The sequence below is a fragment of the Acidovorax temperans genome, assembly GCF_028596105.1.
In the GTDB taxonomy this organism is placed as follows: domain Bacteria; phylum Pseudomonadota; class Gammaproteobacteria; order Burkholderiales; family Burkholderiaceae_C; genus Acidovorax; species Acidovorax temperans.
In genome coordinates, this window is sequence record NZ_CP117193.1 from 765346 (window position 1) to 792229 (window position 26884).

28 protein-coding genes are annotated in these 26884 nt (G+C 65.8%); 6 read left to right on the plus strand and 22 right to left on the minus strand.

The genetic code is table 11. The features are described 5' to 3' along the window. Positions 1–46 precede the first annotated feature (46 nt). Positions 47–1405, minus strand: a complete 1359-nt coding sequence (locus PQV96_RS03590) for a M23 family metallopeptidase (RefSeq protein WP_273624611.1) — start codon at positions 1403–1405, stop codon at positions 47–49. A 198-nt stretch (positions 1406–1603) separates the two neighbouring features. Between PQV96_RS03590 and tyrS the strand changes: the two genes are divergently transcribed. After that, positions 1604–2836 (plus strand): tyrosine--tRNA ligase, encoded by a 1233-nt coding sequence (gene tyrS / locus PQV96_RS03595; protein ID WP_066693855.1) that lies wholly within the window; start codon positions 1604–1606, stop codon positions 2834–2836. Between the two features lie 19 nt (positions 2837–2855). Here the strand turns inward: tyrS and PQV96_RS03600 are convergent, their stop codons facing one another. From PQV96_RS03600 to PQV96_RS03610, 3 genes are all read right to left on the minus strand, one after another. Continuing rightward, on the minus strand, positions 2856–3380 hold the full coding sequence (locus PQV96_RS03600) for a GGDEF domain-containing protein (protein ID WP_066693853.1): 525 nt from the start codon (positions 3378–3380) through the stop codon (positions 2856–2858). Next, the gene (locus PQV96_RS03605; RefSeq protein ID WP_066693851.1) at positions 3377–3955 is read right to left on the minus strand and encodes a hypothetical protein; all 579 of its coding nucleotides are present in this window, start codon (positions 3953–3955) and stop codon (positions 3377–3379) included. Before PQV96_RS03605 ends, PQV96_RS03600 begins: the two co-directional genes overlap by 4 nt. Positions 3956–4092: 137 nt before the next feature. Next, the gene (locus tag PQV96_RS03610) at positions 4093–5088 is read right to left on the minus strand and encodes a LysR substrate-binding domain-containing protein (protein WP_207374543.1); all 996 of its coding nucleotides are present in this window, start codon (positions 5086–5088) and stop codon (positions 4093–4095) included. 245 nt (positions 5089–5333) lie between these two features. Between PQV96_RS03610 and PQV96_RS03615 the strand changes: the two genes are divergently transcribed. Further along, a complete protein-coding gene (locus tag PQV96_RS03615; RefSeq protein ID WP_207374544.1) occupies positions 5334–5891 on the plus strand; it encodes a DUF2917 domain-containing protein in 558 nt (185 codons plus the stop codon). 64 nt (positions 5892–5955) lie between these two features. Here PQV96_RS03615 and PQV96_RS03620 read toward each other — a convergent pair whose 3' ends face one another. Then, positions 5956–6348 (minus strand): BLUF domain-containing protein, encoded by a 393-nt coding sequence (locus PQV96_RS03620; RefSeq protein ID WP_273624617.1) that lies wholly within the window; start codon positions 6346–6348, stop codon positions 5956–5958. A gap of 134 nt (positions 6349–6482) precedes the next feature. Between PQV96_RS03620 and PQV96_RS03625 the strand changes: the two genes are divergently transcribed. The 3 genes from PQV96_RS03625 to PQV96_RS03635 all read left to right on the plus strand — a co-directional run bounded on the left by PQV96_RS03625 (position 6483) and on the right by PQV96_RS03635 (position 9652). Then, entirely contained in the window at positions 6483–7238 is a 756-nt protein-coding gene (locus PQV96_RS03625; protein ID WP_273624619.1) for a Crp/Fnr family transcriptional regulator, read from the plus strand. Between the two features lie 171 nt (positions 7239–7409). Beyond that, positions 7410–8840 (plus strand): bifunctional UDP-N-acetylglucosamine diphosphorylase/glucosamine-1-phosphate N-acetyltransferase GlmU, encoded by a 1431-nt coding sequence (gene glmU / locus PQV96_RS03630; RefSeq protein WP_273624621.1) that lies wholly within the window; start codon positions 7410–7412, stop codon positions 8838–8840. A gap of 20 nt (positions 8841–8860) precedes the next feature. Continuing rightward, positions 8861–9652, plus strand: coding sequence for a sensor histidine kinase (locus PQV96_RS03635; protein ID WP_273624623.1), 792 nt, complete (start codon positions 8861–8863; stop codon positions 9650–9652). Positions 9653–9681: 29 nt separating this feature from the next. Here PQV96_RS03635 and PQV96_RS03640 read toward each other — a convergent pair whose 3' ends face one another. After that, on the minus strand, positions 9682–10173 hold the full coding sequence (locus tag PQV96_RS03640; protein ID WP_273624626.1) for an Lrp/AsnC family transcriptional regulator: 492 nt from the start codon (positions 10171–10173) through the stop codon (positions 9682–9684). A gap of 138 nt (positions 10174–10311) precedes the next feature. On the opposite strand from PQV96_RS03640, the gene glmS reads away from it, so the two are divergent. After that, positions 10312–12240 carry a glutamine--fructose-6-phosphate transaminase (isomerizing) gene (glmS, locus tag PQV96_RS03645; RefSeq protein ID WP_273624628.1) on the plus strand — a complete coding sequence of 643 codons (1929 nt, stop codon included), beginning with the start codon at positions 10312–10314 and terminating at the stop codon, positions 12238–12240. 65 nt (positions 12241–12305) lie between these two features. Here glmS and ureG read toward each other — a convergent pair whose 3' ends face one another. From ureG to urtB, 16 genes are all read right to left on the minus strand, one after another. Further along, the gene (gene ureG, locus PQV96_RS03650; protein WP_273624630.1) at positions 12306–12965 is read right to left on the minus strand and encodes an urease accessory protein UreG; all 660 of its coding nucleotides are present in this window, start codon (positions 12963–12965) and stop codon (positions 12306–12308) included. Between the two features lie 62 nt (positions 12966–13027). Beyond that, a complete protein-coding gene (locus tag PQV96_RS03655; protein WP_207374892.1) occupies positions 13028–13738 on the minus strand; it encodes an urease accessory protein UreF in 711 nt (236 codons plus the stop codon). 11 nt (positions 13739–13749) lie between these two features. Beyond that, positions 13750–14445: an urease accessory protein UreE gene (gene ureE / locus PQV96_RS03660; protein WP_273624633.1), complete on the minus strand. Its 696-nt coding sequence runs from the start codon at positions 14443–14445 to the stop codon at positions 13750–13752. 79 nt (positions 14446–14524) lie between these two features. After that, positions 14525–16243 (minus strand): urease subunit alpha, encoded by a 1719-nt coding sequence (gene ureC, locus PQV96_RS03665; protein ID WP_273624635.1) that lies wholly within the window; start codon positions 16241–16243, stop codon positions 14525–14527. A gap of 89 nt (positions 16244–16332) precedes the next feature. After that, positions 16333–16638 carry an urease subunit beta gene (locus PQV96_RS03670; RefSeq protein WP_207374895.1) on the minus strand — a complete coding sequence of 102 codons (306 nt, stop codon included), beginning with the start codon at positions 16636–16638 and terminating at the stop codon, positions 16333–16335. 23 nt (positions 16639–16661) lie between these two features. Continuing rightward, positions 16662–17267 carry a HupE/UreJ family protein gene (locus PQV96_RS03675; protein WP_273624638.1) on the minus strand — a complete coding sequence of 202 codons (606 nt, stop codon included), beginning with the start codon at positions 17265–17267 and terminating at the stop codon, positions 16662–16664. 45 nt (positions 17268–17312) lie between these two features. Continuing rightward, positions 17313–17615 (minus strand): urease subunit gamma, encoded by a 303-nt coding sequence (locus PQV96_RS03680; RefSeq protein WP_044397060.1) that lies wholly within the window; start codon positions 17613–17615, stop codon positions 17313–17315. 231 nt (positions 17616–17846) lie between these two features. Beyond that, positions 17847–19493, minus strand: a complete 1647-nt coding sequence (locus PQV96_RS03685) for a nitric oxide reductase activation protein NorD (RefSeq protein ID WP_273624641.1) — start codon at positions 19491–19493, stop codon at positions 17847–17849. A gap of 6 nt (positions 19494–19499) precedes the next feature. Further along, positions 19500–20324 (minus strand): CbbQ/NirQ/NorQ/GpvN family protein, encoded by an 825-nt coding sequence (locus PQV96_RS03690; RefSeq protein ID WP_273624643.1) that lies wholly within the window; start codon positions 20322–20324, stop codon positions 19500–19502. A 60-nt stretch (positions 20325–20384) separates the two neighbouring features. Continuing rightward, positions 20385–21431, minus strand: a complete 1047-nt coding sequence (locus PQV96_RS03695) for an aliphatic amidase (RefSeq protein ID WP_054254879.1) — start codon at positions 21429–21431, stop codon at positions 20385–20387. Between the two features lie 171 nt (positions 21432–21602). Continuing rightward, on the minus strand, positions 21603–21953 hold the full coding sequence (locus tag PQV96_RS03700) for an FmdB family zinc ribbon protein (protein WP_273624649.1): 351 nt from the start codon (positions 21951–21953) through the stop codon (positions 21603–21605). Between the two features lie 16 nt (positions 21954–21969). Next, positions 21970–23202 carry a formamidase gene (gene fmdA, locus PQV96_RS03705; protein ID WP_207374898.1) on the minus strand — a complete coding sequence of 411 codons (1233 nt, stop codon included), beginning with the start codon at positions 23200–23202 and terminating at the stop codon, positions 21970–21972. Between the two features lie 36 nt (positions 23203–23238). Further along, positions 23239–23928: an urea ABC transporter ATP-binding subunit UrtE gene (gene urtE, locus PQV96_RS03710; RefSeq protein ID WP_044397000.1), complete on the minus strand. Its 690-nt coding sequence runs from the start codon at positions 23926–23928 to the stop codon at positions 23239–23241. Between the two features lie 19 nt (positions 23929–23947). Next, the gene (gene urtD / locus PQV96_RS03715) at positions 23948–24691 is read right to left on the minus strand and encodes an urea ABC transporter ATP-binding protein UrtD (RefSeq protein WP_273624652.1); all 744 of its coding nucleotides are present in this window, start codon (positions 24689–24691) and stop codon (positions 23948–23950) included. A 17-nt stretch (positions 24692–24708) separates the two neighbouring features. Beyond that, positions 24709–25914 carry an urea ABC transporter permease subunit UrtC gene (urtC, locus tag PQV96_RS03720; RefSeq protein WP_273624654.1) on the minus strand — a complete coding sequence of 402 codons (1206 nt, stop codon included), beginning with the start codon at positions 25912–25914 and terminating at the stop codon, positions 24709–24711. 27 nt (positions 25915–25941) lie between these two features. Then, complete coding sequence (gene urtB / locus PQV96_RS03725) at positions 25942–26856, minus strand: urea ABC transporter permease subunit UrtB (protein ID WP_044397003.1); 915 nt, start codon at positions 26854–26856, stop codon at positions 25942–25944. Positions 26857–26884: the final 28 nt, after the last annotated feature.

Here is a 26884-nt window from a genome sequence, read left to right on the forward strand (position 1 = left end):
TCTGGCTCATTCCCCCGCTGGCCGTGCGCAGGCGGGGGGAATACTTTTACTGAGCGCTGGCCTGCTGGATCAGGTCTGCTGACGACAGTTGGGTGCGCATGGCGGCGGCCAAGCGCTGGAAGGCGGGCCGCGCCGCAGCAGAGACCGGTGCTGCTGCCTCGCTTTGCTGGGCGATGGTTTGTGGGTCCTGGTGCTGACCGTTGATGCGGAACTCAAAATGCAGGTGCGGTCCGGTCGCCCAGCCCGTGGCGCCCACGGCACCCACGGTTTGGCCTTGTTCTACCGACTGACCATTCTTGACATCAATGCGGCTCAGGTGGGCATACACAGTCACGTGCTGGTTGCGGTGCTTGACGAAGACCACGTTGCCAAAACCGTTCTGTACCCCTGCAAACTCCACCACGCCATCACCCACCGTGCGCACCGGGGTGCCTGTAGGGGCTGCATAGTCGGTGCCCAGGTGTGCGCGCCAGGTTTTCAGGATCGGGTGCATCCGCATCTTGAAGCCGCTGGTCACTCGAGAGAATTCGACGGGAGAGGCGAGGTACGCGCGGCGCATGCTTTCACCCTCCAGGGTGTAATAGGCGCCTTTGGATGCCTCGGGTTCCTGGAACCACACGGCTTCATAGGTCTTGCCGTTGTTGCGGAACTCGGTGCTCAACACGCGGCCGGTGCGCAGCGGCTCGCCATCGGCTTCCAGTGTTTCGTAAACTACGGCGAAGCGGTCGTCCTTGCGCAGGGAGCGGTGGAAATCGATGTTGCCGGAGAAGATTTCCGCCACTTGCACGGCAACGGCATCGGGAATGTTGGCGGCGTCTGTGGCTGCAAACAATGAACTGCGAATCACGCCACCAGCCAGGCGGGTGCCTTTGGTGAGGGGGGCAGTTTCGATGCGGGAGGCGAAGCCTTCGCCCTTGCGTTCAACCACCAGTCGGCGGAAGGTGCCGCTGTCGTCGGTGGCCCAACGTGCAGTCAGGCGTACCAGGCTATGGTCGTCCGTGGTTTCTGCGGAAACCAGGCGGCCCGCACGGCCCAGCAAGTTTTGGCGCACCGTGTTGTCAGCGCGCAAGAATGCCGCCGCGGCTGGATCGGCAACGCCCATGCGTTGCAGCAGCGATTCAGCGGTGTCACTGCTGCGGGTCTGCTCAGACCGGTACAGCGAGAAGCCTGGTGCTTCCAGAGCCTCGAGGGAAAGGTTTTCTGCCAGCGATTCAACCGGATAGCTCACCAGTTTGGTGGGCAGGTCCGCGGCATCGGGGCCAAGCGAAGCCACAGCAAACGCCCCGCCGCCACCTGTCAGCAGCACAGCGGCCACTGCAGCGGTGATGCGCTTGGGGTGTTTTTGGGCGGTTTGGGACAGGCGATCAAGCAAAGCCAGGCTGGCGGTGGTCAAGCCGTGAATCAAGTTCTATCCCCAGAATTGGTGTGTCAACGTCTGAGCCGGGAGCGGATGGCTCGGCGGCACGTGGAGGCACTGAGATGGATACAAGGCAAATTTCGGCCGGTGAATCCAGTGCCGAAACGGCGGCCCTACTAGAATCCGCCTTTGCAATGGAGCCCGAGTATAGCGGCGCGCGATCCCCAGACATCGAAAAAAACCCTTATGAATCAATCTGCTGTTACAACAAGCCCGCTGTCCGATGGTGTACGAAAGGCCCTGGAAGTCTCGCTGCGGGGTGTGGAAGAGTTGCTGCCGCAGGACGAGTGGGCCAAGAAGCTGGCGCGCTCCGAGTCCACGGGCAAACCCCTGCGTATCAAGCTGGGTCTGGACCCCACGGCACCCGACATCCACATCGGTCACACGGTGGTGCTCAACAAGATGCGGCAGCTGCAGGATCTGGGCCACCAGGTGATTTTTCTGATCGGCGATTTCACGACGCTGATCGGTGATCCTTCTGGCCGCAACAGCACGCGCCCGCCGCTCACGCCCGAGCAGATCAAGTTCAACGCCGAAACCTATTACACCCAGGCCGCCAAGGTGCTGGACCCGGCGCGCACGGAAATTCGCTACAACAGCGAGTGGTGCGACGCCCTGGGCGCGCGCGGCATGATCCAGCTGTCGGCCAAGTACACGGTGGCCCGCATGATGGAGCGCAACGACTTTCACCAGCGCTTCACCGATGGCAGCTCGATCAGCCTGCACGAATTCCTCTACCCGCTGCTACAGGGTTATGACTCTGTGGCCCTGAAGAGCGACCTGGAGCTGGGCGGCACGGACCAGAAGTTCAATCTGCTAATGGGCCGCCATTTGCAGCAGGAATATGGCCAGGAGCCGCAGTGCGTGCTCACCATGCCTTTGCTGGTGGGGCTGGACGGTGTGGACAAGATGTCCAAGTCCAAGAACAACTACATCGGCATCACCGAAGACGCCAACACCATGTTTGCGAAGGTGCTGTCGATTTCGGACACCCTGATGTGGGACTGGTACACCTTGTTGTCCTTCAAGAGCCTGGACGAGATCGCCGCGCTCAAGGTCGAAGTGGCGGCCGGGCGCAACCCCAAGGATGCGAAGGTGGCGCTTGCCAAGGAGATCACGGCCCGCTTCCACAGCGCTGCAGCGGCCGATGCGGCCGAGCAAGACTTCATCAACCGCAGCAAGGGCGGCGTGCCCGACGATATTCCTGATGTGGCGTTGTCCGGCGCGCCTCTGGGTATTGGCGCCTTGCTCAAGCAGGCCAATCTGGCGCCATCGACCAGCGAGGCCAACCGTTTGATCGACGGCGGCGGCGTGCGTGTGGATGGCAGTGTGGTCAGCGACAAGGGCTTGAAGCTGGAGGCGGGCACCTATGTCGTGCAAGTGGGCAAGCGCAAGTTTGCCCGCGTGACGCTGGGCTGACCCGCGTTTTTGGGCGGGCTCAGTCCTGCCGCATGGCAGGGCTGCGCGCCCGCTCGGGCCGCGCATCCTGCCCCGTGGGCGCCTGGCTCAGCACGACCTGGTTGCGCCCTTGCTGCTTGCCCTGGTACAGCGCGGCATCTGCGCGGTGCACTGCGTCCAGCAAGTCTTCACTGGCGCGCACGGTGGCCACGCCGATGGTCACCGTCACATGCAGCACTTTGCCTGAACCCACCCTGAACGGGGTGGTGACAACGGCCTGGTGCAGGCGCTCTGCCAGGTCGTGGGCCCCTGCGGTGGGGGTATCTGGCAGCAAAATCAGAAACTCTTCGCCGCCCCAGCGGCAGATCGTGTCGGTGGATCGGGTCACCCCCAGCGCGCGGCGGTAAAAATCCTGCAGCACCAGGTCCCCCGCGCGGTGGCCGTGGGTGTCGTTGATGCGCTTGAAGTGGTCGAGGTCACACAGCAGCAGGGCCAGGGGCGGCTCGCCGCGCTGCTGCTTTGCCATTTCGCTGTGCCCCATGTCCATCAGGCGGCGGCGGTTCACGGCGCCAGTGAGGGGGCGGTGGACGCTTCCTTGGCCAGCGCGGCCTGCGCCTGGGTCACCATGTTGTAGTAGCCGCGCGAGAGGACGATGAAGGCCAGCAGCAGCGTGACGATGTTCTGGTAGCGCAGCAAGTCCAGCACGGTGTCGTCCAGCAGGTACTGCGGTGGGTTCGTGTCACTCCAGCCGTCCAGGCCCAGGTAGATGGCAGACAGGCACAGCGCAATGGCGTTCTTGGTCATCCGGTGTTCGCTGGATGACAGCATGGCCACCGGCACCACGGGCAGCATCAGGTAATGAAAGCCCGCCTCCCAGCCGATGACCACCGTGGCGGCAATGGCGTGCACGGTGATCTCGGCGATCAGCACCAGGGATGCGGCCCTGACGTGGCGGTCGGTGCGCGACAGCCAGAACGCCGTGCAATGGGTGAGCACGCTGGCCACATTCAGCCCGGCCAGGGCATTGACTTGGGCCCACACAAAAAGCGCGATGTACAGGCTGTGCACCAGCACGCACAAGGCCGACGCCTGGCGTATCAGCAGGCGAAAGTTGTCGTTGGGGGCCTCGATCGGGTGCATGGTGGCGGCAGGGGTGGGCCGTGGTCAGCGGGGTGCCCCGGCAGGGTGCCAGCGGGTGTTGCGGGGGCTCTGAGCTTGGCCAAGGCAAAGTGTCCCCCGAGTGGCTGCGGCGGCGACTGGTGTTTTCACGGGTGTTTTCAGTCGAGGTGGTCTTGCGTGTCGGGGTCGGGTCCATCGCCAATGGCCGCTCGCGTGATTTCAGCCTGCGCCGCCAGCCAGGTGCAAAACGCCTTGACTTCGGGGCGCTGTGCGCTGCGTGGGCCCACCATGAGCCAGTAGGCCAGCGGGGTGTCGATGCGGTGCTGGGGCAGCACCTCCAGCAGGTCCCCCGCTGCCAGCGCGTCGGCAATCAGGGGCATGCGCGACAGCGCCAGCCCCTGGCCGCTCAGGGCGGCCTGGGCAATCTGGTGCGCGTAGTTGAAATACAGCCAGCGCTCGGGCTGCAGCTTGTCCACGCCGTGGATGTCCAGCCAGCGCCGCCAGCTCAGCCATTCCAGGTGGGCGGAGCGGTGCGCGTCGCTGGCCTCGATCAGGGTGAACTGTGCCACGTCGGCCGGTGTGCGCAGCTCGGGCTTGCCTTTGAGCAGCCAGGGGCTGGCCACCACGGCCAGCTGCTCGCCAAACAGGCGCATGCCGCCTTGCGTGGCGGGGCCGGGCACGCTGTAGCGCAGTGCCAGGTCCACGTCCGAGGTGTCCAGGTCCAGCTGCGCGTCGCTGGCATCAATGCGAATGTCGATACCGGGGTGGTCGCGCTGGAATTCCTCCAGCCGGGGGATGAGCCACATCGATGCAAAGCTGGCCCAGGTGGTGATGGCCACGCTGCGCCGCCCGGCCGTCTGGCGCACCAGCCGCACGGCGGCGTCCATGCGCTCAATGGCCGGCCCCACGGCGCGGTGCAGCTGTGCCCCGGCGCTGGTCAGCTCCACCGCACGCGTGTGGCGGAGGAACAAAGGCACGCCCACCTCGTCTTCCAGCGCCTGGATCTGCCGGCTGACCGCCGACTGGGTGAGCGCCAATTCATCCGCCGCCGCGCGGAAGTTGAGGTGCTTGGCCACGGCCAGAAAGGCGCGCCAGTGGCCGGTGGCAACAGCCCGGGTGCGGACGATGGCGGGGGCGTTTTCGGCAGGAGTCATGGGGTGTGATTGATGCACTATCGGAATCAATAGGGTAGCGCGTTGTCATTGGACTGTGCAGGCCCGCGCGCGCACGATGCGGGCCTATGGACCCTCTGCACAAACCACCGCGCCGTGTGCATCTGCGGTCTCGGGCGGTCTGCTGCGTTTTGCGCCTTGCAGCCCATCCCGATCCGCAGCGCACCCTTGGCCAGCTCGATGCATGCAGAGGATCCCTAGACCACTCTTTCATTTAGGAGCCGACCATGCCAGCCCGCCCCCTTGTTCCCCCACTGCAACCCTGCGCGCAGCCTTCGGTGCACCGCCGCGCGGCAGCGGGGTGCTGGCGCCTGGCACCCGGGCGGGCGTTGTCGCTCAAGCCGCGTGAGTCGGGGGTGTTGCGCATTGCCCGGGGCCGGGTCTGGTTGACCGGTGCAGCGCCCGCGCAAGACCTGGTACTGCAGGCGGGCGATGCGATCGCCGTTGCCGTGGGCCAGCATGTGGTGCTGGAACCCTGGGGATTGCCGGGGGAGCGCGACGCGCCCGTGCTCTTCCGGTGGGACCATGTGGCCCCGCAGCCGCACCGCCACCAAGCACGCACCCGCGCCGCCCGCGATTGGGAGTTGGGCGTGGTGCAGCCCTTGCAAGAGCTTGTGCGAGCGTTGGCTGGCGCTGGGCGGGCCGTAGGCGCAGCTGCGGTCCAGGTCACGGCAGTGGCGGGGCGGCTGGGTGCGGGGTTGGCAGGATTTGCCCTGGGCCGGGTGATGGCTACCGCAGCGCCCGGCGAAAAGGAGGTTTGCATGAAAAGCGGCTGCAGCGCTTGACTATCAAGCGCCAGTAGCTATCAAAATAATAGCTTTTGATGCGGCTGGTGCAGATGGCGTCGGCTCACAGCACCAGCGATTCGCGCAACACGTCGAAGGCGGCCAGCGCTGCTTGCCCGTCCAGTTGCTCCATGCGCGCCAGGGCCTCTTCGTCCTCTACGGTGCTGAATGCCAGGCTGAACTCCCGAAACCGCCGCGCCTGCAGTAGGCCGTGGTGCACCACTTCCACGTTCACATGGCGTGTGTCGTCGCGGATGCGCTCCATCAGTTTGAGCACCGCCTTCTGCGGTCCTTCCAGATGCTGGCAAAAACGCTGGCCGTCAAAAATCAGCAGGCCGGTAATGTCCATCGCGGCATTGGCCGGGCGGGCGTGGGCTGCAATCTCGGCCACCACCTGCAGCGGTTGGTCGGGGGCGAGGGTGCTCACATAGAGGACTTCGTAGAGTGCGGTGTTCATAAGAGCGGCCCAATACTAGACGGCCCCTGGCCGTGCCGCAATGTACTAAGACATAGCGCCGGCGGCATTTGTGGTGCCCATGCCCACAGCGCGCGGGCTAGCACCGTCGGTCGCATCCATAGAATGGCGCCACCATGAACGCCACCCTTCCCACCTCCGCTTGTCCCCCCGCCTGCGATGCTTGCAGGCTGCGGCGCACGGGGGCGTTCACCCCTGTCCAGCCCGAGCAGCTGGACTTTATCCAGCGCTTTCGGGCAGACACGGCCACGGTGCCCGCAGGCGGCGCTGTGGTGCATGAAAACCAGGCCAATGCCCGCCTTTTCACGCTGTATTCGGGCTGGGCGTTTCGCTACAAAACGCTCAGCGACGGGCGGCGCCAGATCCTGAACTTCTTGCTGCCCGGCGACCTGGTGGGCTTGCAGCAAGAGTTTGGCGATGCCTCGATGCATGGGGTGGAGGCGCTTACCGATTGCACGCTGTGCGTGTTCCCCAGCGATGGCCTATGGACGCTGTTTCGCGAGCACCCGCGTCTGGGCTATGACATCACCTGGCTGTCGGCGCACGAAGAAGGCCATGTGGACGACCACCTGCTCACGGCAGGCCGGCGCAACGCCACCGAGCGCGTGGCCATGCTGCTCATGCACCTGTACCGGCGCATGGAACGCATCGGGCTGGTGGAGGACGGCTCGGTCGCATTCCCGCTCAACCAGCAGCACATTGCCGATGCGCTGGGGCTCTCGCTGGTGCACACCAACAAGACGCTGCGGCGCCTGTCGGCCCTGGGTCTGCACGAACTCAAGAACGGGCGGCTGCGCATGCTCAACACCCGGGCGCTGGCGCGCATTGCCGAGTATTACGACCGGCCACCCCGGCTGCTGCCCCTGCTGTAGCGCGGTGCTTTAGCGCCGCCATATCACACAAAAAGTGCCTGCGGCACCCGCTGCAAAAGCGCAGGCAGCTATTGTTTACATAGCGGGCCAACGCGTGGCGGGCCAGCCCCGATAATCGGCGGCAACCCGCGCGGCGGCTGCCCGCTGCGCCCCACCCACGGATTTGCTTTCATGACTTCACTCGACATCCTCATCATGGCGGCCGGCAAGGGCACGCGCATGAAAAGCCGCACCCCCAAAGTGTTGCAACGCCTGGCCGGGCGCCCGCTGCTGCACCATGTGCTGGACCAGGCCGCCCACCTGCAGGCCCGCAGCGCCATCGTCATCACCGGCCACGGTGCTGCAGAAGTGGAAGCGGCTACCGCAGGATTCACGGGCGCTACAGCCCATTTTGATCTGAAGTTTGTGCGGCAGGAGCCGCAACTGGGCACGGGCCACGCGGTGCAGCAGGCCGTGCCTCATTTGCCTGCGGATGGCACGGCGGTCGTCCTCTCGGGTGATGTGCCCCTGACCCAGGCGGACACCTTGCGCGCACTGGTGGCCGCCAGTGGTGGCGAGCGGCTGGCGCTGCTCACCGTCACGCTGCCCGACCCCACCGGCTACGGCCGCATCGTGCGCAATGCCGACGGCGCCGTGCAAGGCATCGTCGAGCACAAAGACGCCAGCGATGCGCAACGCGCCATCACCGAGGTGTACAGCGGCATCATGGCCGTGCCCGCGCGCCTGCTCACGCCCTGGCTGGCGCGGCTGACGAACCACAACGCCCAGGGCGAGTACTACCTGACCGACGTGGTCGCCATGGCCGTGGCCGACGGCGTGCCCGTGGTGGCCCACCGCATCACCGATGCCCTGCAGGTGGCGGGCGTGAACAGCCCCCTGCAACTGGCCGAGCTGGAGCGTGCCCACCAGCTGCGCCAGGCCCGCGCCTTAATGGAGCAGGGCGTGCGCCTGGCCGACCCGGCCCGCTTTGACCTGCGCGACGACACCCGCACCGGCGTGCGCGGCGAGCTGGTCTGCGGGCAGGATGTAGAAATCGATGTGAACTGCGTCTTTACCGGCCGCGTGGAGCTGGGCGAGGGCGTGAGCATTGGTGCCAACTGCTGCATTGCCAATGCACGCATCGCGGCGGGCGCAGTCATCCACCCCTACACCCACATCGACGGCGAAAAAGCCGGAGCTACCGTGGGCGAGGGCGCCTTGATCGGTCCCTTTGCCCGCCTGCGCCCCGGCGCGCAACTGGGCCGCGAAGTGCACATCGGCAACTTTGTGGAAGTGAAGAACAGCACGCTGGCCGATGGTGCCAAGGCCAACCACCTGGCCTACCTGGGCGACGCCACGGTGGGCGAGCGCGTGAACTACGGCGCAGGCAGCATCACCGCCAACTACGACGGCGCCAACAAACACCGCACGGTGATTGAGGCCGATGTGCACATCGGCAGCAACTGCGTGCTGGTAGCGCCCGTGACCATTGGCGCCGGTGGCACAGTGGGCGGCGGCAGCACCATCAGCAAGAGCACGCCGCCCGGTGCGTTGAGCGTGGCACGTGGCAAACAGGTCAGCATTGCCAATTGGCAAAGACCCAAGAAGCAGCCGAAGGCTTGAGAAGCTGCGAGCCGAGCGCCATGCTTGACGAAGACATGACCCCCGACCTCACACCTGAGCAGTTGCGCGCCGCGCTGGCCGCCAGCCAGCAGCAGGTGGCCGACATGGCGGCTGCGCAGGAAGAGTTTTTGCGCGTGGTCTCGCACGACCTGCGAGCGCCGCTGCGCCACATCACGTCGTACGGCAAGCTGGTGCGCGAGGTGCTGGGCGACCTGCCCGCCGATGTGCAGCAAAGCCCGCCGCTGCAAGAGGCGCAAGAGTTCGTCGGCACCATGGAGCAATCGGCCCGCCGCATGGCACAGATGCTGGACGGGCTGCTGGCCTTGTCGCGCGTGGGGCGTGCGCCGCTGCACCTGCAGCCGGTGGCATTGGCTGCCGCGGTAGCAAAAGCCCGTGCCGCGCTGCCCACGGCAGAGGCCGCGCAATGGAGCGTGGCCGCCGACCTGCCCACCCTGCAGGCCGACCCAGCCCTGCTGCACGAGCTGCTGGTGCAGGTGTTGGGCAACGCCGTCAAGTTCAGCCAGCACCAGCCAGCCCCCAGCATGGCGGTGCGCACCGTGCCCGCAGAGCGCGGCGCAGGCTGGGTGGCGTGGGAAGTGCAAGACAACGGCGCGGGCTTCAACCCCGAGCGCGCTGCAGGCCTGTTCGGCATCTTCCAGCACCTGCACCGCGAAACCGAATTTGACGGCGTGGGCGCAGGCCTGGCCGTGTGCCGCACCATTGCCGAGCGCCACGGTGCCCACATCACGGCCACGGCGGCGTTGGGGCAGGGCTGCACGGTGCGGGTGGAGTGGCCTGCGGCGGCAGCTTGATTTGCTATTGAAAAGATAGCTGCTGGCGCTTATGGGTTGAGCGCTAGCGGCACTTTTGTTTCAAATTTTGCCCGCTTGGTGCTGAAGAACGCCTTGACATTGCGCACATTCGCATCGGCGGTGAACAGCCTCTGCGACAGCGCCAAGTAGCCTGGCATATCGCGCGTGTGCACCACCAGCACAAAGTCCGGCCCCGGCGACACGCGCCAGCACTGCTGCACCTCGGCGTCGGCCACGGCGCGGGCTTCAAAGGCGTCCAGCGCCTCGGCGCTCTGGCGGTCCAGGCTCACTTCCACAAGGCAGGCCAGCCCATGGCCTTGCACGGCGGCCAGCCGGTCGGGCTGCAGCAGGGCCACCTGCCGCTCGATCAGGCCCACATCGTGCAGCCGCTTCACGCGCCGCAGGCAGGTGGGGGGCGATACATGCACCCGCTCGGCCAAGGCCTGGTTGCTTTGGGCGGCATCGTGCTGCAGCAAGTCCAGCAGTTGCAGGTCGATGGCATCGAGGGTGATTGATTCCATAAAAAAGTTGATTGTGAAATATTATTTCTGTACAGATATGTGTAGAAATTAAATTTCACTTTCTATAAAAAATCAACTGCATATTTCTCCGGCGCCTGCCTACCATCCGTCGCATTGGTTTTATCGGAGGCACCATCCATGTGCGGCATCGTCGGCGCGGTATCCACGCGCAACATCGTTCCCATCCTTGTGCAGGGCCTGCAACGGCTCGAATACCGCGGCTATGACTCCTGCGGTGTGGCAGTGCACGCCGCCAGCCTTGATGCGTCGCGCAACGGCACGCCCCAGGGTGGCCTGCAGCGCGCCCGCAGCACCGCCCGCGTGGCCGAACTGCTGGAACAAGTGACCGCCGAGCACCTGGACGGCGCGACCGGCATCGCCCACACCCGCTGGGCCACGCACGGTGCACCGGCCATGCACAACGCCCACCCGCATTTCAGCCACGGCACGGGCGATGCCGCCAGCCAGCCAGGCCGTGTGGCGCTGGTGCACAACGGCATCATCGAAAACCACGAAGAACTGCGCGCCACCCTGCAGGCGCGCGGCTACGTGTTTGTGAGCCAGACGGACACCGAAGTCATCGCCCACCTGGTGGACAGCCTCTACCAGGGCGACTTGTTTGAAGCGGTGCAGGCCGCTGTGGCACAGCTGCACGGCGCCTACGCCATCGCCGTAATCCACAAGGACGAACCCCACCGCGTGGTGGGCGCACGCGCTGGCTCGCCGCTCATCCTGGGCGTAGGCAAAGACGGCTCCGAGCACTTCCTGGCCAGCGATGCCATGGCCCTGGCGGGTGTGACCGATCAGATCGTCTATCTGGAAGAGGGTGACCTGGTGGACCTGCAACTGGGCCGCTACTGGATCGTGGCCCAGGGTGCGGCCACGCGCCAGGCGCTGACGCCTGCCGAGCGCCCCGTGCGCACTGTGCTGGCCCACAGCGGCGCGGCCGAGCTGGGCCCGTATCGCCACTACATGCAAAAGGAAATCTTCGAGCAGCCGCGCGCCATTGCCGACACGCTCGAAGGCGTGGAAGGCATCGTGCCCGAGCTGTTTGACGGCGCAGGCCTGCACGGCGAGCCCGGCGCGGCCGCGTGGCGCGTGTTCAAGGAGATCGACAACGTCCTCATCCTGGCCTGCGGCACCAGCTACTACAGCGGCTGCACCGCCAAGTACTGGCTGGAAGACATCGCGGGCATTCCCACCCAGGTGGAAGTGGCCAGCGAATACCGCTACCGCACCAGCGTGCCCAACTCGCGCACTCTGGTCGTCACCATCAGCCAAAGCGGCGAAACCGCCGACACCCTGGCCGCGCTGCGCCACGCGCAGAGCCTAGGCATGCAGCACACGCTCACAATCTGCAACGTGGCCACCAGCGCCATGGTGCGTGAGTGCAAGCTCGCCTACATCACCCGCGCCGGGGTTGAGATTGGCGTGGCCAGCACCAAGGCCTTCACCACGCAGCTCGCGGGCTTGTTCCTGCTGACCTTGGCGCTGGCCCAAAGCAAGGGGCGCCTGACCGAAGCGCAAGAGGCCGAGCACCTCAAAGCCATGCGCCACCTGCCCGTGGCCCTGCAGGCCGTGCTGGCGCTGGAGCCGCAGCTCATCAGCTGGGCCGAAGACTTCGCCCGCATGGAGAACGCCCTGTTCCTGGGCCGGGGCCTGCACTACCCCATTGCGCTCGAAGGCGCGCTCAAGCTCAAGGAAATCAGCTACATCCACGCCGAGGCGTACCCGGCAGGCGAACTCAAGCACGGCCCGCTGGCCCTGGTGACCAGCGCCATGCCGGTGGTGACCGTGGCGCCCAACGACGCGCTGCTGGAAAAGCTCAAGAGCAACATGCAGGAAGTGCGCGCCCGCGCCGGTGTGCTCTACGTGCTGGCCGACGCCGACACCCACATCGAAAGCGCCGAAGGCCTTCACGTGATCCGCATGCCCGAACACTACGGCGCGCTTTCGCCGCTGTTGCACGTGGTGCCACTGCAGCTGCTGGCCTACCACACGGCCTGCGCGCGGGGGACGGATGTGGACAAGCCTCGTAACCTGGCCAAGAGCGTCACGGTGGAGTGATCTCTGTGGAGCAAAGCCCCGGTGTTCAGCAGCCCACGTGCTGGTGTCCACCGTGAGCGATGCACTCAGGCCTTGAGCAAGCCGCTCTTCTCGATAAATCTCACGACCTCGTCCAGGCCAGACTGTGTCTTGAGGTTGGTCATCACGAAGGGCTTGAGGCCTTGCGCTGTCTTGCGCATGCGCTCGGTGTCGGCGCGCATCACCTCCAGGTTGGCGCCCACGTGGGGGGCCAGGTCGGTCTTGTTGATGACGAACAGGTCGCTCTTGGTGATGCCGGGGCCGCCCTTGCGGGGGATTTTTTCGCCAGCAGCCACGTCGATGACGTAGATGGTGAGGTCGCTCAGCTCGGGGCTGAAGGTGGCTGCCAGGTTGTCGCCGCCGCTTTCCACAAACACGATGTCGGCGTTGGGGAACTCGCCCAGCATGCGGTCGATTGCTTCGAGGTTGATGGAGCAATCCTCGCGGATGGCGGTGTGGGGGCAGCCGCCGGTTTCCACGCCCAGGATGCGGTCGGCGGGCAGGGCGCCGCTCACCGTGAGCAGACGCTGGTCTTCCTTGGTGTAGATGTCGTTGGTGATGGCGATGAGATCGTAGTCATCGCGCATGGCCTTGCACAGCATCTCCAGCAGCGTGGTTTTGCCGGAGCCTACGGGGCCGCCGATGCCTACGCGCAGGGGGGGCAGGTTTTTGGTGCGGTGGGGGATGTGGTGCAGTGCAGTGGTCATGGTGTGGGTGATGGCATCATTTGCTATTAAATGGATAGCTAATTGCGCTTGTCCTGCTTGCGCTAGGAGCGAAAAAGTCTTGAATATTGCACTTCGTGCTGGGCGCTCAGAATGGCCAGCATGGGCGAAAACGCCTGGCGCTCGCTGTCCATCAGGCTGGCGGCGTGGTCTGCGGCCAGCGGGATGGCCGCAGCCAGCCGGGCCAGGATGCGCTGGCCTGCGCTTTGGCCCAGTTGCATGGATTTGAGTGCGGCCTGCACCATGTTCTCGGCCCAGCCAAAGGCGTAGGCCAGCAGCACCTCGCGCACGCTGGCCTGGGTGGGCGATGCGGCCAGTGCGAAGGCCACGGGGTAGGTGGGCGGCAGGGCGGCAAGGTCGCGCACGGCGGGCATCAGGGCCTCATCGCCCTGGTATTGGTTGCGCAGCCAGTCGGCCATGGACCGGCCCATTTGCTCGGTCTGCAGGCGCAGCTCGCTGGTTTCGCGGGTGTGCAGCACCCAGTCGTTGAGTTCTTTCACATGCCCCATGTCGCCGCGCCGCCAAGCGCCCACGGCCTTGGCGATGAGGGCCATGTCGCCGCGCGCCTGGGTGATGTGGAGCTGGTCCAGCAGCCAGTCGCCCACGGCGGCTTCGCTGGCGAGGCCTGCGTTTTCAATGGCGCTTTCCAGCCCTTCGGAGTAAGAGAACCCACCCACGGGCAGCGCGGGCGAGGCCAGCCACATCAGCTGCAAGAAGCTGGCGGCAGGCAGAGGCGTGGGGCGGTCCAGGCGCATGGAGCGGGGGGTCAGTGGTCGTGGTTGCAGTCGGGGCCGTGCACATGCCCCTGGGCCACTACGGGGATGGACACGGTGCGCCCACGGGCCGGGGCTGTGGCGGGCGCAGCTGCATGGCTGTGTTCGTGGGTATGTCCATGATCGTGGGTATGGTCATGGTCATGGTCATGGTCATGTGAGTGGCCCTGGCCGTGACCGTGGTGATGATCGTCGCCATGTCCATGCCCCCCATGGCTGTGTCCACCACCATGCCCTGCTGCATAAGCACCGCCTTCGGGCTCAAACGCCATGTTCTGCTCCGTCACGATCAGGTGCATCGCGCGCAGCATGTCGGCCAGCACATGGTCGGGTTCGATTTTGAGGTGGTCGGGCTGCAGCTCGATGGGCACATGGCGGTTGCCCAGGTGGTAGGCGGCGCGGGTCAGGTCGAACGGCGTACCGTGGTGTTGGCAGTGGGTAATGACCAGCACCGGCTGGGGCGCTGCAATCACGCGGACCATGGAGCCGTCTTCGGCCACCAGCACATCGCCGCCGCGCACCAGCGTGCCGCGTGGCAGGAAGATGCCGAGTTCGCGCCCGGCCGAGTCGGTGGCGGCAAAGCGGCTTTTCTGGCGCACGTCCCAGTCGAGTTCGACGGTGGTGGCGCGCTTGAGCAGGACGGGCGCAAGACCTTGGCCCTGGGGGAGAAGTTTGGAGACTTGGAGCATGGGTTTCCGTCGCAACAGGCAATCAACAAAACGCGCATTGTGGCCCCGGCATGTGCGGTGCGTGGGCGGCCTGCGTTGCTCAGAACAAAAAGTACCGCTGCGCCATGGGCAGCACCGTGGCGGGCTCGCAGGTGAGCAGCTGGCCGTCGGCGCGCACGGTGTAGGTCTGCGCGTCCACCTCCATCTTGGGGGCGTAGCTGTTGTGCACCATGTGCTGCTTGCGCACGCCACGGATATTGCGCACCGCGCTGAGCGTCTTGCGCAGGCCAAAGCGCTCGCCAATGCCTGCGGTCAGCCCCGCTTGCGACACAAAGGTGAGCGAGGTCTTGGCAATGGCCCCGCCAAACGCGCCGAACATGGGCCGGTAGTGCACGGGCTGGGGCGTGGGGATGGAGGCATTGGGGTCGCCCATGGCGGCCATGGCGATCAAGCCGCCCTTCAGGATGAGCGCGGGTTTGACGCCGAAGAACGCAGGCTTCCATATCACGATGTCGGCCCACTTGCCCACTTCGAGCGAGCCCACCTCGTGAGCGATGCCGTGGGCAATGGCGGGGTTGATGGTGTACTTGGCCACGTAGCGCTTGATGCGCGTGTTGTCGTTGCGGACCGTGTCACCTTGCAAGCTGCCGCGCTGCACCTTCATCTTGTGCGCGGTTTGCCAGGTGCGCAGGATGACCTCGCCCACGCGGCCCATGGCCTGGCTGTCGCTGCTCATCATGCTGATGGCGCCCAGGTCGTGCAGGATGTCTTCGGCGGCGATGGTCTCTTTGCGGATACGGCTTTCGGCAAAGGCCAGGTCCTCCGCAATGCTGGCATCGAGGTGGTGGCAGACCATGAGCATGTCCACGTGCTCGTCCAGCGTGTTGTGCGTGTAGGGCATGGTGGGGTTGGTGGAGCTGGGCAAAAAGTTGTCCTCACCCACCACGCGCAGGATGTCGGGTGCGTGCCCGCCGCCCGCGCCTTCGGTGTGGAAGGCGCAAATGCCACGACCGGCCACGGCGGCGATGGTGTTCTCCACAAAGCCGGATTCGTTGAGCGTGTCAGAGTGGATGGCGACTTGCGTGTCGGTCTCGTCCGCCACGTCCAGGCAGTTGCTGATGGCCGAGGGCGTGGTGCCCCAGTCTTCGTGCAGCTTGAGGCCAATGGCCCCGGCGTTGATCTGCTCGTGCAGCGCATCGGGCAGGCTGGCGTTGCCCTTGCCGAGGAAGCCCAGGTTCATGGGGAAGGCGTCGGCTGATTGCAGCATGCGCTCCATGTTGAAGGGGCCGGACGTGCAGGTGGTGGCCAGCGTGCCCGTGGCGGGGCCGGTGCCGCCGCCCAGCATGGTGGTCACGCCGCTGGCCAGGGCTTCCTCGATCTGCTGCGGGCAGATGTAGTGGATGTGGCTGTCGATGCCGCCTGCGGTGACGATGTTGCCCTCGCAGCTGATGACCTCGGTGCCGGGGCCGATGATGATGTCCACGCCGGGCTGCGTGTCGGGGTTGCCCGCCTTGCCAATGGCCGCGATGCGGCCCGCTTTGAGACCAACGTCGGCCTTGAAGATGCCGGTGTGGTCCACCACCAGGGCGTTGGTCAGCACCGTATCGACCGCGCCACCGGCATTGGTGCGCTGGCTTTGGGCCATGCCGTCGCGGATGGTCTTGCCGCCGCCAAACTTCACCTCTTCGCCGTAGCTGCCTGCACGCAGGGTGTAGTCGGCCTCGACTTCGAGGATCAGTTCGGTGTCGGCCAGGCGCAGCCGGTCGCCCACGGTGGGGCCGAACATTTCGGCATAGGCGCGTCGTCCAATGGTTGCCATGGGGGTGCTCCGCTAGAACGGTCTACTATGGTTTTGATAGCTGCCTACGCTTATCCAATAAGCGCTAGAGGCTGATTTGTTTCAATGTTTCAGAGCGCGCCCTGCGTCAGGCCCTGAAAGCCATACACCTTGCGCTCGCCTGCGTAGTCCACCAGGTCTACGGTGCGCTCCTGGCCGGGCTCAAAGCGCACGGCGGTGCCGGATGCAATGTTCAGCCGCATGCCGCGTGCAGCGGCGCGGTCAAAGCCCAGGGCGTTGTTCGTTTCGGCAAAGTGGTAGTGCGAGCCGACCTGGATGGGCCGGTCGCCCGTGTTGCGCACCACCAGCGTGAGGGTGCGGCGGCCCGCGTTGAGCACGTGCTCGCCGGGTTCGGTGATGAGTTCGCCGGGGATCATGAAGGCTCCTTGGAAGGGAAGGCTCAGGCCATCTGCGCCAGCAGCGCGCCACCGAACGCAGCCACGCCAGCACCTGCAGCGCGGGCCAGCCACACATGGCGGTGGCGCAGCGCCCAGCCCGCCGCCAGGCCTGCGCTGTGCAGCAGCACGGTAGCCGTGAGCATGCCTGCCAGGGTCCACCAGGCGCTGTCGCTGCCTGCCAGCTCATAGCCATGGGCCACGCCGTGGAAGACGGCAAACACGCCCACACCCAGTGCCGCCACCAGCCCGGGCACGCGCAGGCGCGACACGACGAGCAGACCGGTGACCAGCAGCGACGCGGCAATCATCGGCTCCACCGCAGGCAGCGCCACGCCCTGCAGCCCCAGCACGGCGCCCACCAGCAGCATGGCCGCAAAGCCCGCGGGGCCCCATAGCAGGTCGCGCCCGGCGCTGCGGGCGGCCAGGGCGCTCCACAGGCCCACGGCCACCATGGCAGCCAGGTGGTCCAGCCCGAACAGGGGGTGCACAAAGCCGCTGATGAAACCGCTGTGGCTGTGCGCTTCTACGCCTGTATGGGCGCTAGCGCTCATGGATAAAGCGCTGGCAGCTATCAGAATAAGAGCGGATTTGGTGCGGGGGGAAAGCATGGGTGAATCTCCAAAAAAGGGGGCAGACGGCGACAGCAGAGTGCGTCAGACGATCGGCTGGTGTACGGTGACCAGCTTGGTGCCATCGGGAAACGTCGCCTCGACCTGGATGTCCGGAATCATCTCGGCGATGCCCTCCATCACGTCCGCGCGGGTCAGCACGGTGCGGCCTTCGCTCATGAGCTGCGCCACGGTCTTGCCGTCGCGTGCGCCTTCCATCACGGCGGCGCTGATCAGAGCCACGGCCTCGGGGTAGTTGAGCTTCAGCCCCCGGGCCTTGCGGCGCTCTGCCAGCAGGGCGGCGGTGAAGATCAGCAGCTTGTCTTTTTCGCGGGGAGTCAGTTCCATATTGCTTCGCTTCCACATCAGACCGCGCGGCTGTCAAGGCAGGCCGAACGCGGGGGCGGTTCCATGGCGCTCGTTCATGCAATTGCCGTGCCGCCTTCTTGTGGCCGCCAGGGCGCCCACGGGATGGCGAGGCCGCGGCCACGCCCGTGCTTGGTGCGCACGCCAGCGTGCACCACAGTGGTGCTGTGCACCATGTTGGAGTGCAAGACGAGGTGGGTTAATGGCCGGGGCTCAGCGTGCTGCCAGTCGGTCGTAGAGTTCGCCCAACTGGCGCGGCAACTGGGCGGTGGTCTCGGCCACGCGGTAGTTACGCCAGCCGAAGATGCGGCGTACGTAGGCGTCAGCCCCGGGGTCGACCACCAGGCCATGGCACTGCACGCCCAGGCGCCGCGCGGCCAGCACGGCGGCGCGGGCATCTTCGGTCAGGTAGCGGGCATCGAACACGTCGATGTCCGACGGTGCGCCGTCGGTGATGAGCACGATGGCGCGCGGGCCGGCGGGCTCGGCCAGCAGGCAGCGCGTGGCATGGCGCAGCGCAGCGCCGATGCGGGTGGACCCGGCAGCGCGGGTGCCCAGGATGCGCTGGGTGTGCGCCGCATCCAGCGGCGTGCCGAAGTCCAGCAGCCGCAGGTATTGCACCGCAGCGCGGGTGTTGGAGGCAAAGCCGTGGATGGCGATGCGGTCGTGCCCGGCCTGGGCGGCACGCGCCAGCAGCAGCGCTGCCTGCTGCTCGACGGCCAGCAAGGGCTGCGTGCTGCCGGCGGCAACGTCGCCGGTGGAGGCCGACAGGTCGAGCAACACCAGCACGCTGCAGCGCGGCGCCTCGATGCCGGGGCGCACGAACAGCCGCCCATCGGGAGCCAGCGCCAGGCGCCGCTGCACCTGCACATCGATGGCGGCGTCGAGATCGAGGTCCTCACCTTCCCACTGCCGGCGCAGGCGCTGGTTGCGGCTCAGACGGCGCCGGCTGCGCCAGGGCGTGGCGGGCTCGGCTGCGGGCGGCAAGCCGTGAAGTGTTGCGGCCGGGGGCACGACCTCGCGCACGGTGCACCAGTCGGTGCGTTCGCGCTGCAGGCGGTAGTCCCATTCCGGGTAGAGGTGGCAGATGCCCTCGTCGATGGGTTGTTCTTCGGCATCGGTCGGCGGAGTGTCGGCTGCTGACGCGTCGGCGGGCCGGGGTGGCGCGGCGGGTACCTGCAGCGCTTCGGTGGTGTCGTCGGCCGTGGCGCCGTGTTGCCAGAGGTAGCTATGGTCGTCGCGGTAGGCGGCCGGCACCACGCACTGCTGCGGGTCTAGCCGCACGCGCATCTGGCCCAGGTCGTTGGCGAGGATGGAGGCCAGGCGCCGGAAGGCGGTGTGGTCCGCCAGACCGTGGTCATGGCGGGTGGCGGCAAACAGCGTGCGGCCCTTGTGCACCCAGTGGTTGCCGTCGGCGTAGTGGCCGTCGAGCAGCGCGCGGCCCAGGCGGGCCAGCAGGCTGGGCACGTCCAGCCCGTGCGGGTCGTGCGCCGGCTGGGCCTGCAGGAACCAGCGGCGCACGCCGGGCAGGCGCTGCATCAACAGCGCTTCAACGCGCGCATCCTCGACCATTGACGCCACGGCCAGGCCCAGTGGCTTGAGCGTGCCCGCAGACTGGGCCTGTGACGAATACAGCAGGTGCGCCGCTGCGTGGGCAATGGCCGCGCGTGCCAGCGTGGCATCCTGCATGACCGCCGCCGGCAGCAGCAGGTGCGTGACACTGAGCACGGCACGCGGGGCCGTGGACGGCGACGGGGAGGCGCCGGCCAGTGTTTGCAGCGTGAGCGTGCGCCGGCTCAGGGCGCCGAGCAGCAGGCCCAGCGCGGCGAGGGTGGGCGTGTCAGCGTCGGCGCGGCACATCGCGGCTCAGGGGAAGTGGGCATCCACGAGCTGGCGCAACGCGGCCAGCAGGTCCGGGTCGTCGGTCAGCGCGCGCGTCAGCGTCATCTCGCAGCTGTCGCGCGGGGCCACGCCGTCGCGGATCAGGATGCCGGCGTAGATGAGCATGCGGGTGGAGATACCTTCGTCCAGGCCCTGCTGGCGCAGCGCGCGCGAGCCCTGCGCCACGCCGACCAGCTGCGCGGCCAGCGCGGCATCGATGCCGGCCTCGTGCGCCACGATCTCGGTTTCCACCGCGGCGTCGGGGTAGTCGAACTCCAGCGCGGCGAAGCGTTGGCGCGTGGAGTGTTTCATGTCCTTGCTGCGGCTCTGGTAGCCCGGGTTGTAGGAGACCACCAGCTGGAAGTCCGGGTGGGCGTGCACCAGCTCGCCCTTGCGGTCCAGCGGCAGCATGCGGCGCGCGTCGGTCAGCGGGTGGATGACCACCGTGGTGTCCTGGCGCGCCTCCACCACCTCGTCGAGGTAGCAGATCGCGCCATGGCGCGCCGCCAGCGTGAGCGGCCCGTCGTGCCAGCGCGTGCCGTCGGCGTCGAGCAGCCAGCGGCCCACCAGGTCGGCCGCCGTCATGTCCTCGTTGCAGGCCAGTGTCACCAGCGGGCGGCCGAGCTTCCAGGCCATGTACTCCACGAAGCGTGTCTTGCCGCAGCCGGTCGGCCCCTTGAGGATGAGCGGCAGGCGGTGCGCGTAGGCGTGCTGGTACAGCGCCACCTCGCCACTGCACGGGCGGTAGTAGGGCGCTTCGGTGATGCGGTAGGCCGCGAGCGGATCGGAGACAGGGGCAGGAGCAGACACGGTGCAGCCTCGGGACAACTGGGGACATGCCGGCTCGGGTGCCGGGCCGGCGGTAGCGACTCAACGGTGGCTGGGGGCCTCGTTCGGGATGCCGTCGATCGGGCATTCGGCCGTGCCGACGGTGGAGCGCGTGAACGACTCGACCTGCTTGCGTGTGCCTTCGGGGTCGCTGATCCACTTGCCGTAGAACTCATACGGGCAGGCGGCAACCCCCTTGGCGTCATCCCCGCTTTCGCCGGAATTGATCTTGCCGGTATAGCCGCGGTGCAGCAGCTTGAACAGGTGGTTCTCGCTCTGGCCGTTCTTGCGGAAGTCGCGGATCAGGCTCTTGGACAGCGCTGCGTACTGCACGCCCATTTCCTCTTCCCCGCATTCACCCAGCGTGCGGCCGTCGAAGCCGATGAGCGCGCTGTGACCGAAGTAGCTGTAGACGCCATCCCAGCCGGTGGCGTTGGCCACGGCCACGTAGCTGTTGTTGGCCCAGGCCATGGCCTTGGCCATCAGCACCTGCTGGTCTTTGGCCGGGTACATGTAACCCTGGCAGCGCACGATGAGTTCGGCGCCCTTCATGGCGCAGTCGCGCCAGATCTCGGGGTAGTTGCCGTCGTCGCAGATGATGAGGCTGACCTTCAGGCCCTTGGGGCCTTCGCTCACGTAGGTGCAGTTGCCCGGGTACCAGCCTTCGATCGGCACCCAGGGCATGATCTTGCGGTACTTCTGCACGATCTCGCCCTGGTCGTTCATCAGGATGAGCGTGTTGTAGGGCGCCTTGTTCGGGTGTTCTTCGTGGCGTTCGCCGGTGAGCGAGAACACGCCCCACACCTTGGCCTTGCGGCAGGCCTCGGCAAAGATGGCGGTCTCCTCGCCCGGCACCGCAGCGGCGGTGTCGTACATCTCCTTGGCGTCGTACATGATGCCGTGGGTGCTGTACTCGGGGAAGATCACCAGGTCCATGCCGGGCAGGCCCTGCTTCATGCCGACCACCATGTCGGCGATCTTGCGCGCATTGGCCAGCACTTCGGCCTTGGTGTGCAGGCGCGGCATCTTGTAGTTGACGACGGCAACGCCGACGGTGTCGTTGCTGCTGGAAATATCGCCGTGGATCATGGTTGTTGACTCCGATTCATCTATACAAAAACAGGTGCTGCACGCGCCGGCCGTTTGCCACTCCAGATCGGAGGGACACCGTGGAACCGGCTCAGCCGGGCCACAGGTGTCCGCCCCCTGCAAGGGGGGTGGCGAAGCGACACGCCCTTTGCGCAGCCTGGGGGTGAGTCCTTAGTGACTGATCATCCAGGGCCGCTTCGAAGGAAAGGTCTTGGCGCCACTGGGGGCGGTGACGGTGGCCCCACGCTTGCCGCTGGTCGAGCAACAGCCACACCCTGCCGGGTGCTTGAGCCGCCCGTACGAGCCATCGCGCGAGGAACGCGGGGCATGCGATGCCCGTTCGTTGGTCTCGTGCGCGCGGCGCGTCTCGCTGCTCAGGCAGGCCAGGCGTGGTGCGGCCACGAAGACGCGGGTCGAAGCGGTGCCGCAGTCCGGGCAGCTGCAGGGCTCATCGCGCTGCGACAGGCTGCGCAGCGCCTCGAAGCCGCCGCAGGCCGGACAGGCGTAGTCATAGGTGGGCATGCAGGGCTCCTGGGGCTTACTTCTTGTCGGGCGAGATTGGCATCTGCACGCTGCCGTCGATGAACTTCACCGGGCCGGCCGCCGTGGGGTTGATGTCGAAGTCGAAGATCTCCGTTGGCAGCCACAGCGTGGCGCAGGCGTTGGGCACGTCCACCACACCGCTGATGTGGCCCTGCACCGGCGCTGTGCCGAGGATGGAGTAGGCCTGGGCGCCGCTGTAGCCGAACTTCTTCAGGTATTCGATGGCGTTCAGGCAGGCCTGGCGGTAGGCCACGGTCACGTCCAGGTAGTGCTGCTTGCCTTGCTCGTCGACCGAGACACCTTCGAAGATCAGGTAGTCCTTGTAGTTCGGCGTGATCGGGCTGGGCTTGAAGATCGGGTTCTTGATGCCGTACTTGGCCACGCCGCCCTTGATGAGGTTGACGCGCATGTGGACCCAGCCGGCCATCTCGATAGCACCACAGAAGGTGATCTCACCGTCGCCCTGGCTGAAGTGCAGGTCGCCCACGCTCAGGCCGCCGCCATCCACATAGACCGGGAAGAAGATGCGCGAGCCGCGCGACAGGTCCTTGATGTCGCAGTTGCCACCGTGCTCGCGAGGCGGCACGGTGCGTGCGCCTTCGGCAGCCACTCTGTTGGCAACGTCGCCCTGGGCTTTGCCGCAGTGCGCTGTGGCCGCAAAGGGGGGGTTGGCCAAGCCGGGCACGCGGTCGGGGTCGGTGGCGATCAGTTCGGCCTCGCGCTTGTTCCACTCGTCGAGCATCTTCTTGTCGGGCAGGCAGCCGATCAGACCCGGGTGGATCAGGCCGGCGTACTCGACGCCCGGCACGTGGCGGCTCTTGGTGAACATGCCGTTGAAGTCCCAGATCGACTTCTGCGCCAGCGGGAAGTGGTCAGTCAGGAAGCCGCCGCCGTTCTGCTTGCTGAAAAAGCCGTTGAAGCCCCACTGGCTGTCGTCCCTGGCGCCGATGTCCAGCAGGTCCACCACCAGCAGGTCGCCGGGTTCTGCGCCCTGCACGCCCACTGGGCCTGAGAGGTAATGCACGGTGGTGAGGTCGATGTCGCGCACGTCGTCCGCACTGTCGTTGTTTTTGATGTAGCCGCCGGTCCAGTCGTAGGTCTCGAGGATGAAGTCGTCGCCTGGCTTGACCCACACGGCAATCGGGATGTCCGGGTGCCAGCGGTTGTGCACCAGCGGGTTGCTCGGGGCGGGTTGGGTCAGATCAACTTTGATGAGGGTGTCAGCCATGGCGATGCTCCTTGAGGACGAAAGAAAACGGATGGATCAGACAGAGAGGTAGGACTTGATGCGGTTGACGTCGGTCTGCTCGCGCAGCGTCTCGTGCACGAGGCGGCCGCCTTCGATGACGAACAGGCGGTCGGCCACGTCCATGGCAAAGGACAGCACCTGTTCGGACACAACGATGGTGATCTCGCGCAGCTTGCGGATCTCGTTAAGCGCCTTGGCGATGTCCTTGATGATGGAAGGCTGGATGCCTTCGGTCGGTTCGTCGAGCAGCAGCACCTTGGGGTCGGTCACCAAAGCGCGGGCAATTGCCAGCTGCTGCTGTTGCCCGCCCGAGAGGTTGCCGCCCTTGCGCCGGCGCATGTCCCACAGCACGGGGAACAGCGCGTAAATCTCGTCCGGGATCTGCTTGGTTCTGGAGTTCTCCAGGCCGGTCTGGATGTTCTCCTCCACCGTGAGGGTGGGGAAGATCATGCGACCCTGAGGCACGTAGGCAATGCCCTTGGCGACGCGTTTGTAGCTTTCGTCTTTCGAGACGTCCTGACCCGCGACCTCGATGCGACCGGACTTCAGCGGCAGCACACCCATGAGGCTCTTGAACAGCGTGGTCTTGCCCATGCCATTGCGGCCCATGATGGCAACCGTCTCGTTCTTGTGTCCTTCGAAGGAGATGCCGTGCAGCGCTTCGCTCTGGCCATAGGCCGTGTACATGTCGGTGACTTTGAGCATGGTGTGTTCTCCGGTGAAATCAGTGGCCCAGGTAGACGTCGATCACTTTGGGGTCAGCCTGCACCGCCTCCATAGAGCCCTCGGCGAGGATCTTTCCCTGGTGCATCACGGTGACCTTGTGCGCAATCTGCTTGACGAACTCCATGTCGTGCTCGATCACGATCACCGAGCGGCCTTTGCAGATGCGCTTGAGCAGCTCGGCTGTCAGCTCGCGCTCGCGGGCGCTCATCCCGGCAATGGGCTCGTCGAGCATCAGTAGCTCGGGCTCCTGCATCAGCAGCATTCCGATCTCCAGCCACTGCTTCTGACCATGCGAGAGCAGGCCAGATTCCATCTCCAGGGCGTCGGCCAGGCCAATCTCCTCAGCCACTACCTGCACGCGCGCCTTGACCTCGTCGGTGCGTTTGAAGGCGAGGGCGCCGAAGACCGAGCGACCTGCGGGGTAGGAAACCTCGAGGTTCTGGAAGACGGAGAGGTTTTCGTAGATCGAGGGTGTCTGGAACTTGCGGCCGATGCCGCGGCGCACGCGAATGTGCTCGTCCAGCCCGGTGAGTTCCTCGTTCCTGAATTTGATGCTGCCGCTGCTGGCCTTGGTCTTGCCACAGATCAGGTCCAGCAGCGTGGTCTTGCCCGCGCCATTGGGGCCGATGATCACGCGCAGCTCGTTCTTGTCGATATAGAGGGTCAGGCTGTCGATGGCCTTGAAGCCGTCGAAGGAGACCGTCAGGTCTTCGATGGCCACGGCGAAGTCGGTGTTGCTCATGATGGACTCCTGGGATTTCAGGCGTTCTGGCCCGTGGGGGTGGCATGCAGCGGACGCACAGTGCTCGGCGCGTTGATGTCGTCAGTGGGGGTCGCCGGCGTGGCAGCATCGCGCGCTACGGCCGCGCGGATGGCCAGGCGTTCGGCCTGCTTGCGCGCCCACCAGGGTTTGACTTTCTTCTCCCACACACCAGCCAGCCCGTCGGGGAAGGCCATGGTCACGCCGATGAACAGCCCGGCCATCAGGAACAGCCAGAGGTCGGGGAAGCTCTCGGAGAAGTAGGTCTTGCCGAAGTTCACCAGCAGTGCGCCGTAGACCGCGCCCACCAGGCTCATGCGCCCGCCCACGGCGGCGTAGATCACCATCTCGATCGAGGGAACGATGCCCACGAAAGACGGCGACATGAAGCCCACCTGCAGCGTGAACAGCGCCCCACCGATACCGGACAGCGCGGCCGCCAGGCAGAACACGAAGACCTTGAACATGGCCACGTCGTAGCCCGAGAAGCGCACCCGGTCTTCCTTGTCGCGCATGGCCAGCAGCAGGGTGCCCAGCTTGCTCTTCTGCACCCAAAGGCACAGTGCGATGCTGCCCAGCAGCATCAGGGCGCAGAGGTAGTAGAGGATGTACTTGGCGCTGTCGGTGCGGATGTCCCAGCCCAGCAGCGTCTTGAGGTCGGTCATACCGTTAACGCCACCCGTGTAGCCCTGCTGGCCGATGATGAGCACCGTGAGGATCAGCGCTACCGCCTGGGTGATGATGGCGAAGTACACACCGCCCACGCGTCGCTTGAACATGGCATAACCGATGATGAAAGCCAGCAGCGTGGGAATGGCGACAACGGCAATCATCGCGAAGGGCAGGTGTTCGAAGGGCTGCCACCACAGGGGAAGCTCTGTGAGCTGGTTCCAGTCCATGAAGTCTGGAATACCGGGCGTGGACTGGATCTTGGTGCTCTCGGGGTCGGAAGCCTCCAGCTTGAGGAACATGGCCATGGCATAGCCGCCCAGGCCGAAGAAAACCCCCTGGCCCAGGCTCAGCACGCCGCCGTAGCCCCAGAGCATGACCAGACCGAGCGCCACGAAGGCGTAGGTCAGGTACTTGCCCACCAGGTTGAGACGGAAGATGTCGAAGGCGAGCGGGAAGAGGACCAGCAGCACGACGGCGAGGATGAGCACGCTGCTCAGCCCCTTGCTGTTGATCCATGCGGTGAACTTGTTCATGGTAGGACTCCAGAATTGAGGGCAGGATCAGCGGCGCACCTTGCTGGCGAACAGGCCCTGCGGGCGGATCATCAGAATCACGACGATCAGCGACAACGTGAGCACCTTGGCCATGGAGCCACTGATGAAGAACTCGCTGATGGACTGCGTCTGCGCGATGCCGAAGGCGGATGCCACTGTGCCCAGCAGGCTGGCGGCGCCACCAAAAGTCACCACCAGGAAGGAATCGACGATGTAGAGCGAGCCGCTGGTCGGCCCCGTGGAGCCGATGGTGGTGAAGGCTGCCCCCGCCACACCAGCGATGCCGCAACCGATGGCGAAGGTCAGGCGGTCGGTCTTGCTGGTGTTGATGCCGATGGCGTTGGCCATGGTGCGGTTGCTCACCGTGGCGCGCACCCGCAGGCCCCAGCGGCTCTTGTAGAGGGCAAGCAAAACGCCGCAGGTGACCAGCAGCGTGAGGCCCAGCACAAACAGGCCGTTGATCGGAATGTCCAACCCCGGGGCCGGAGCCCAAGAGCCCATGAGCCATTCGGGCAGCGCAGGGCTGACTTCCTTGGGTCCGATGGCTGAACGGAACACCTGCTGAATGGCCAGGCTCAGGCCCCAGGTGGCCAGCAGCGTGTCCAGCGGGCGCTTGTAGAGAAAGCGGATCAGCCCCCATTCCACCAGCCAGCCGGCGATGAAGGCCAAGATGAAGGCCACACCGATGGACAGCGGGAAGTAGTAGGGCATAAAGCCGGGTGCGAACTTCTCTGTCAGCGTGGAAAAGAGAAAGACCGTGTAGGCGCCGATGGTCATGAACTCGCCGTGGGCCATGTTGATCACGCCCATCTGGCCGAAGATGATGGCTAGGCCCAGGCCCATGAGCAGCAGCACCGAGAACAGACTGAGTCCTGCGAAGCCCTGCATGAGGGCGATGTTGAGCATTTCCGAAAATTCCATGGCGTCACCTGTCTGTCTGAGAAGAAGG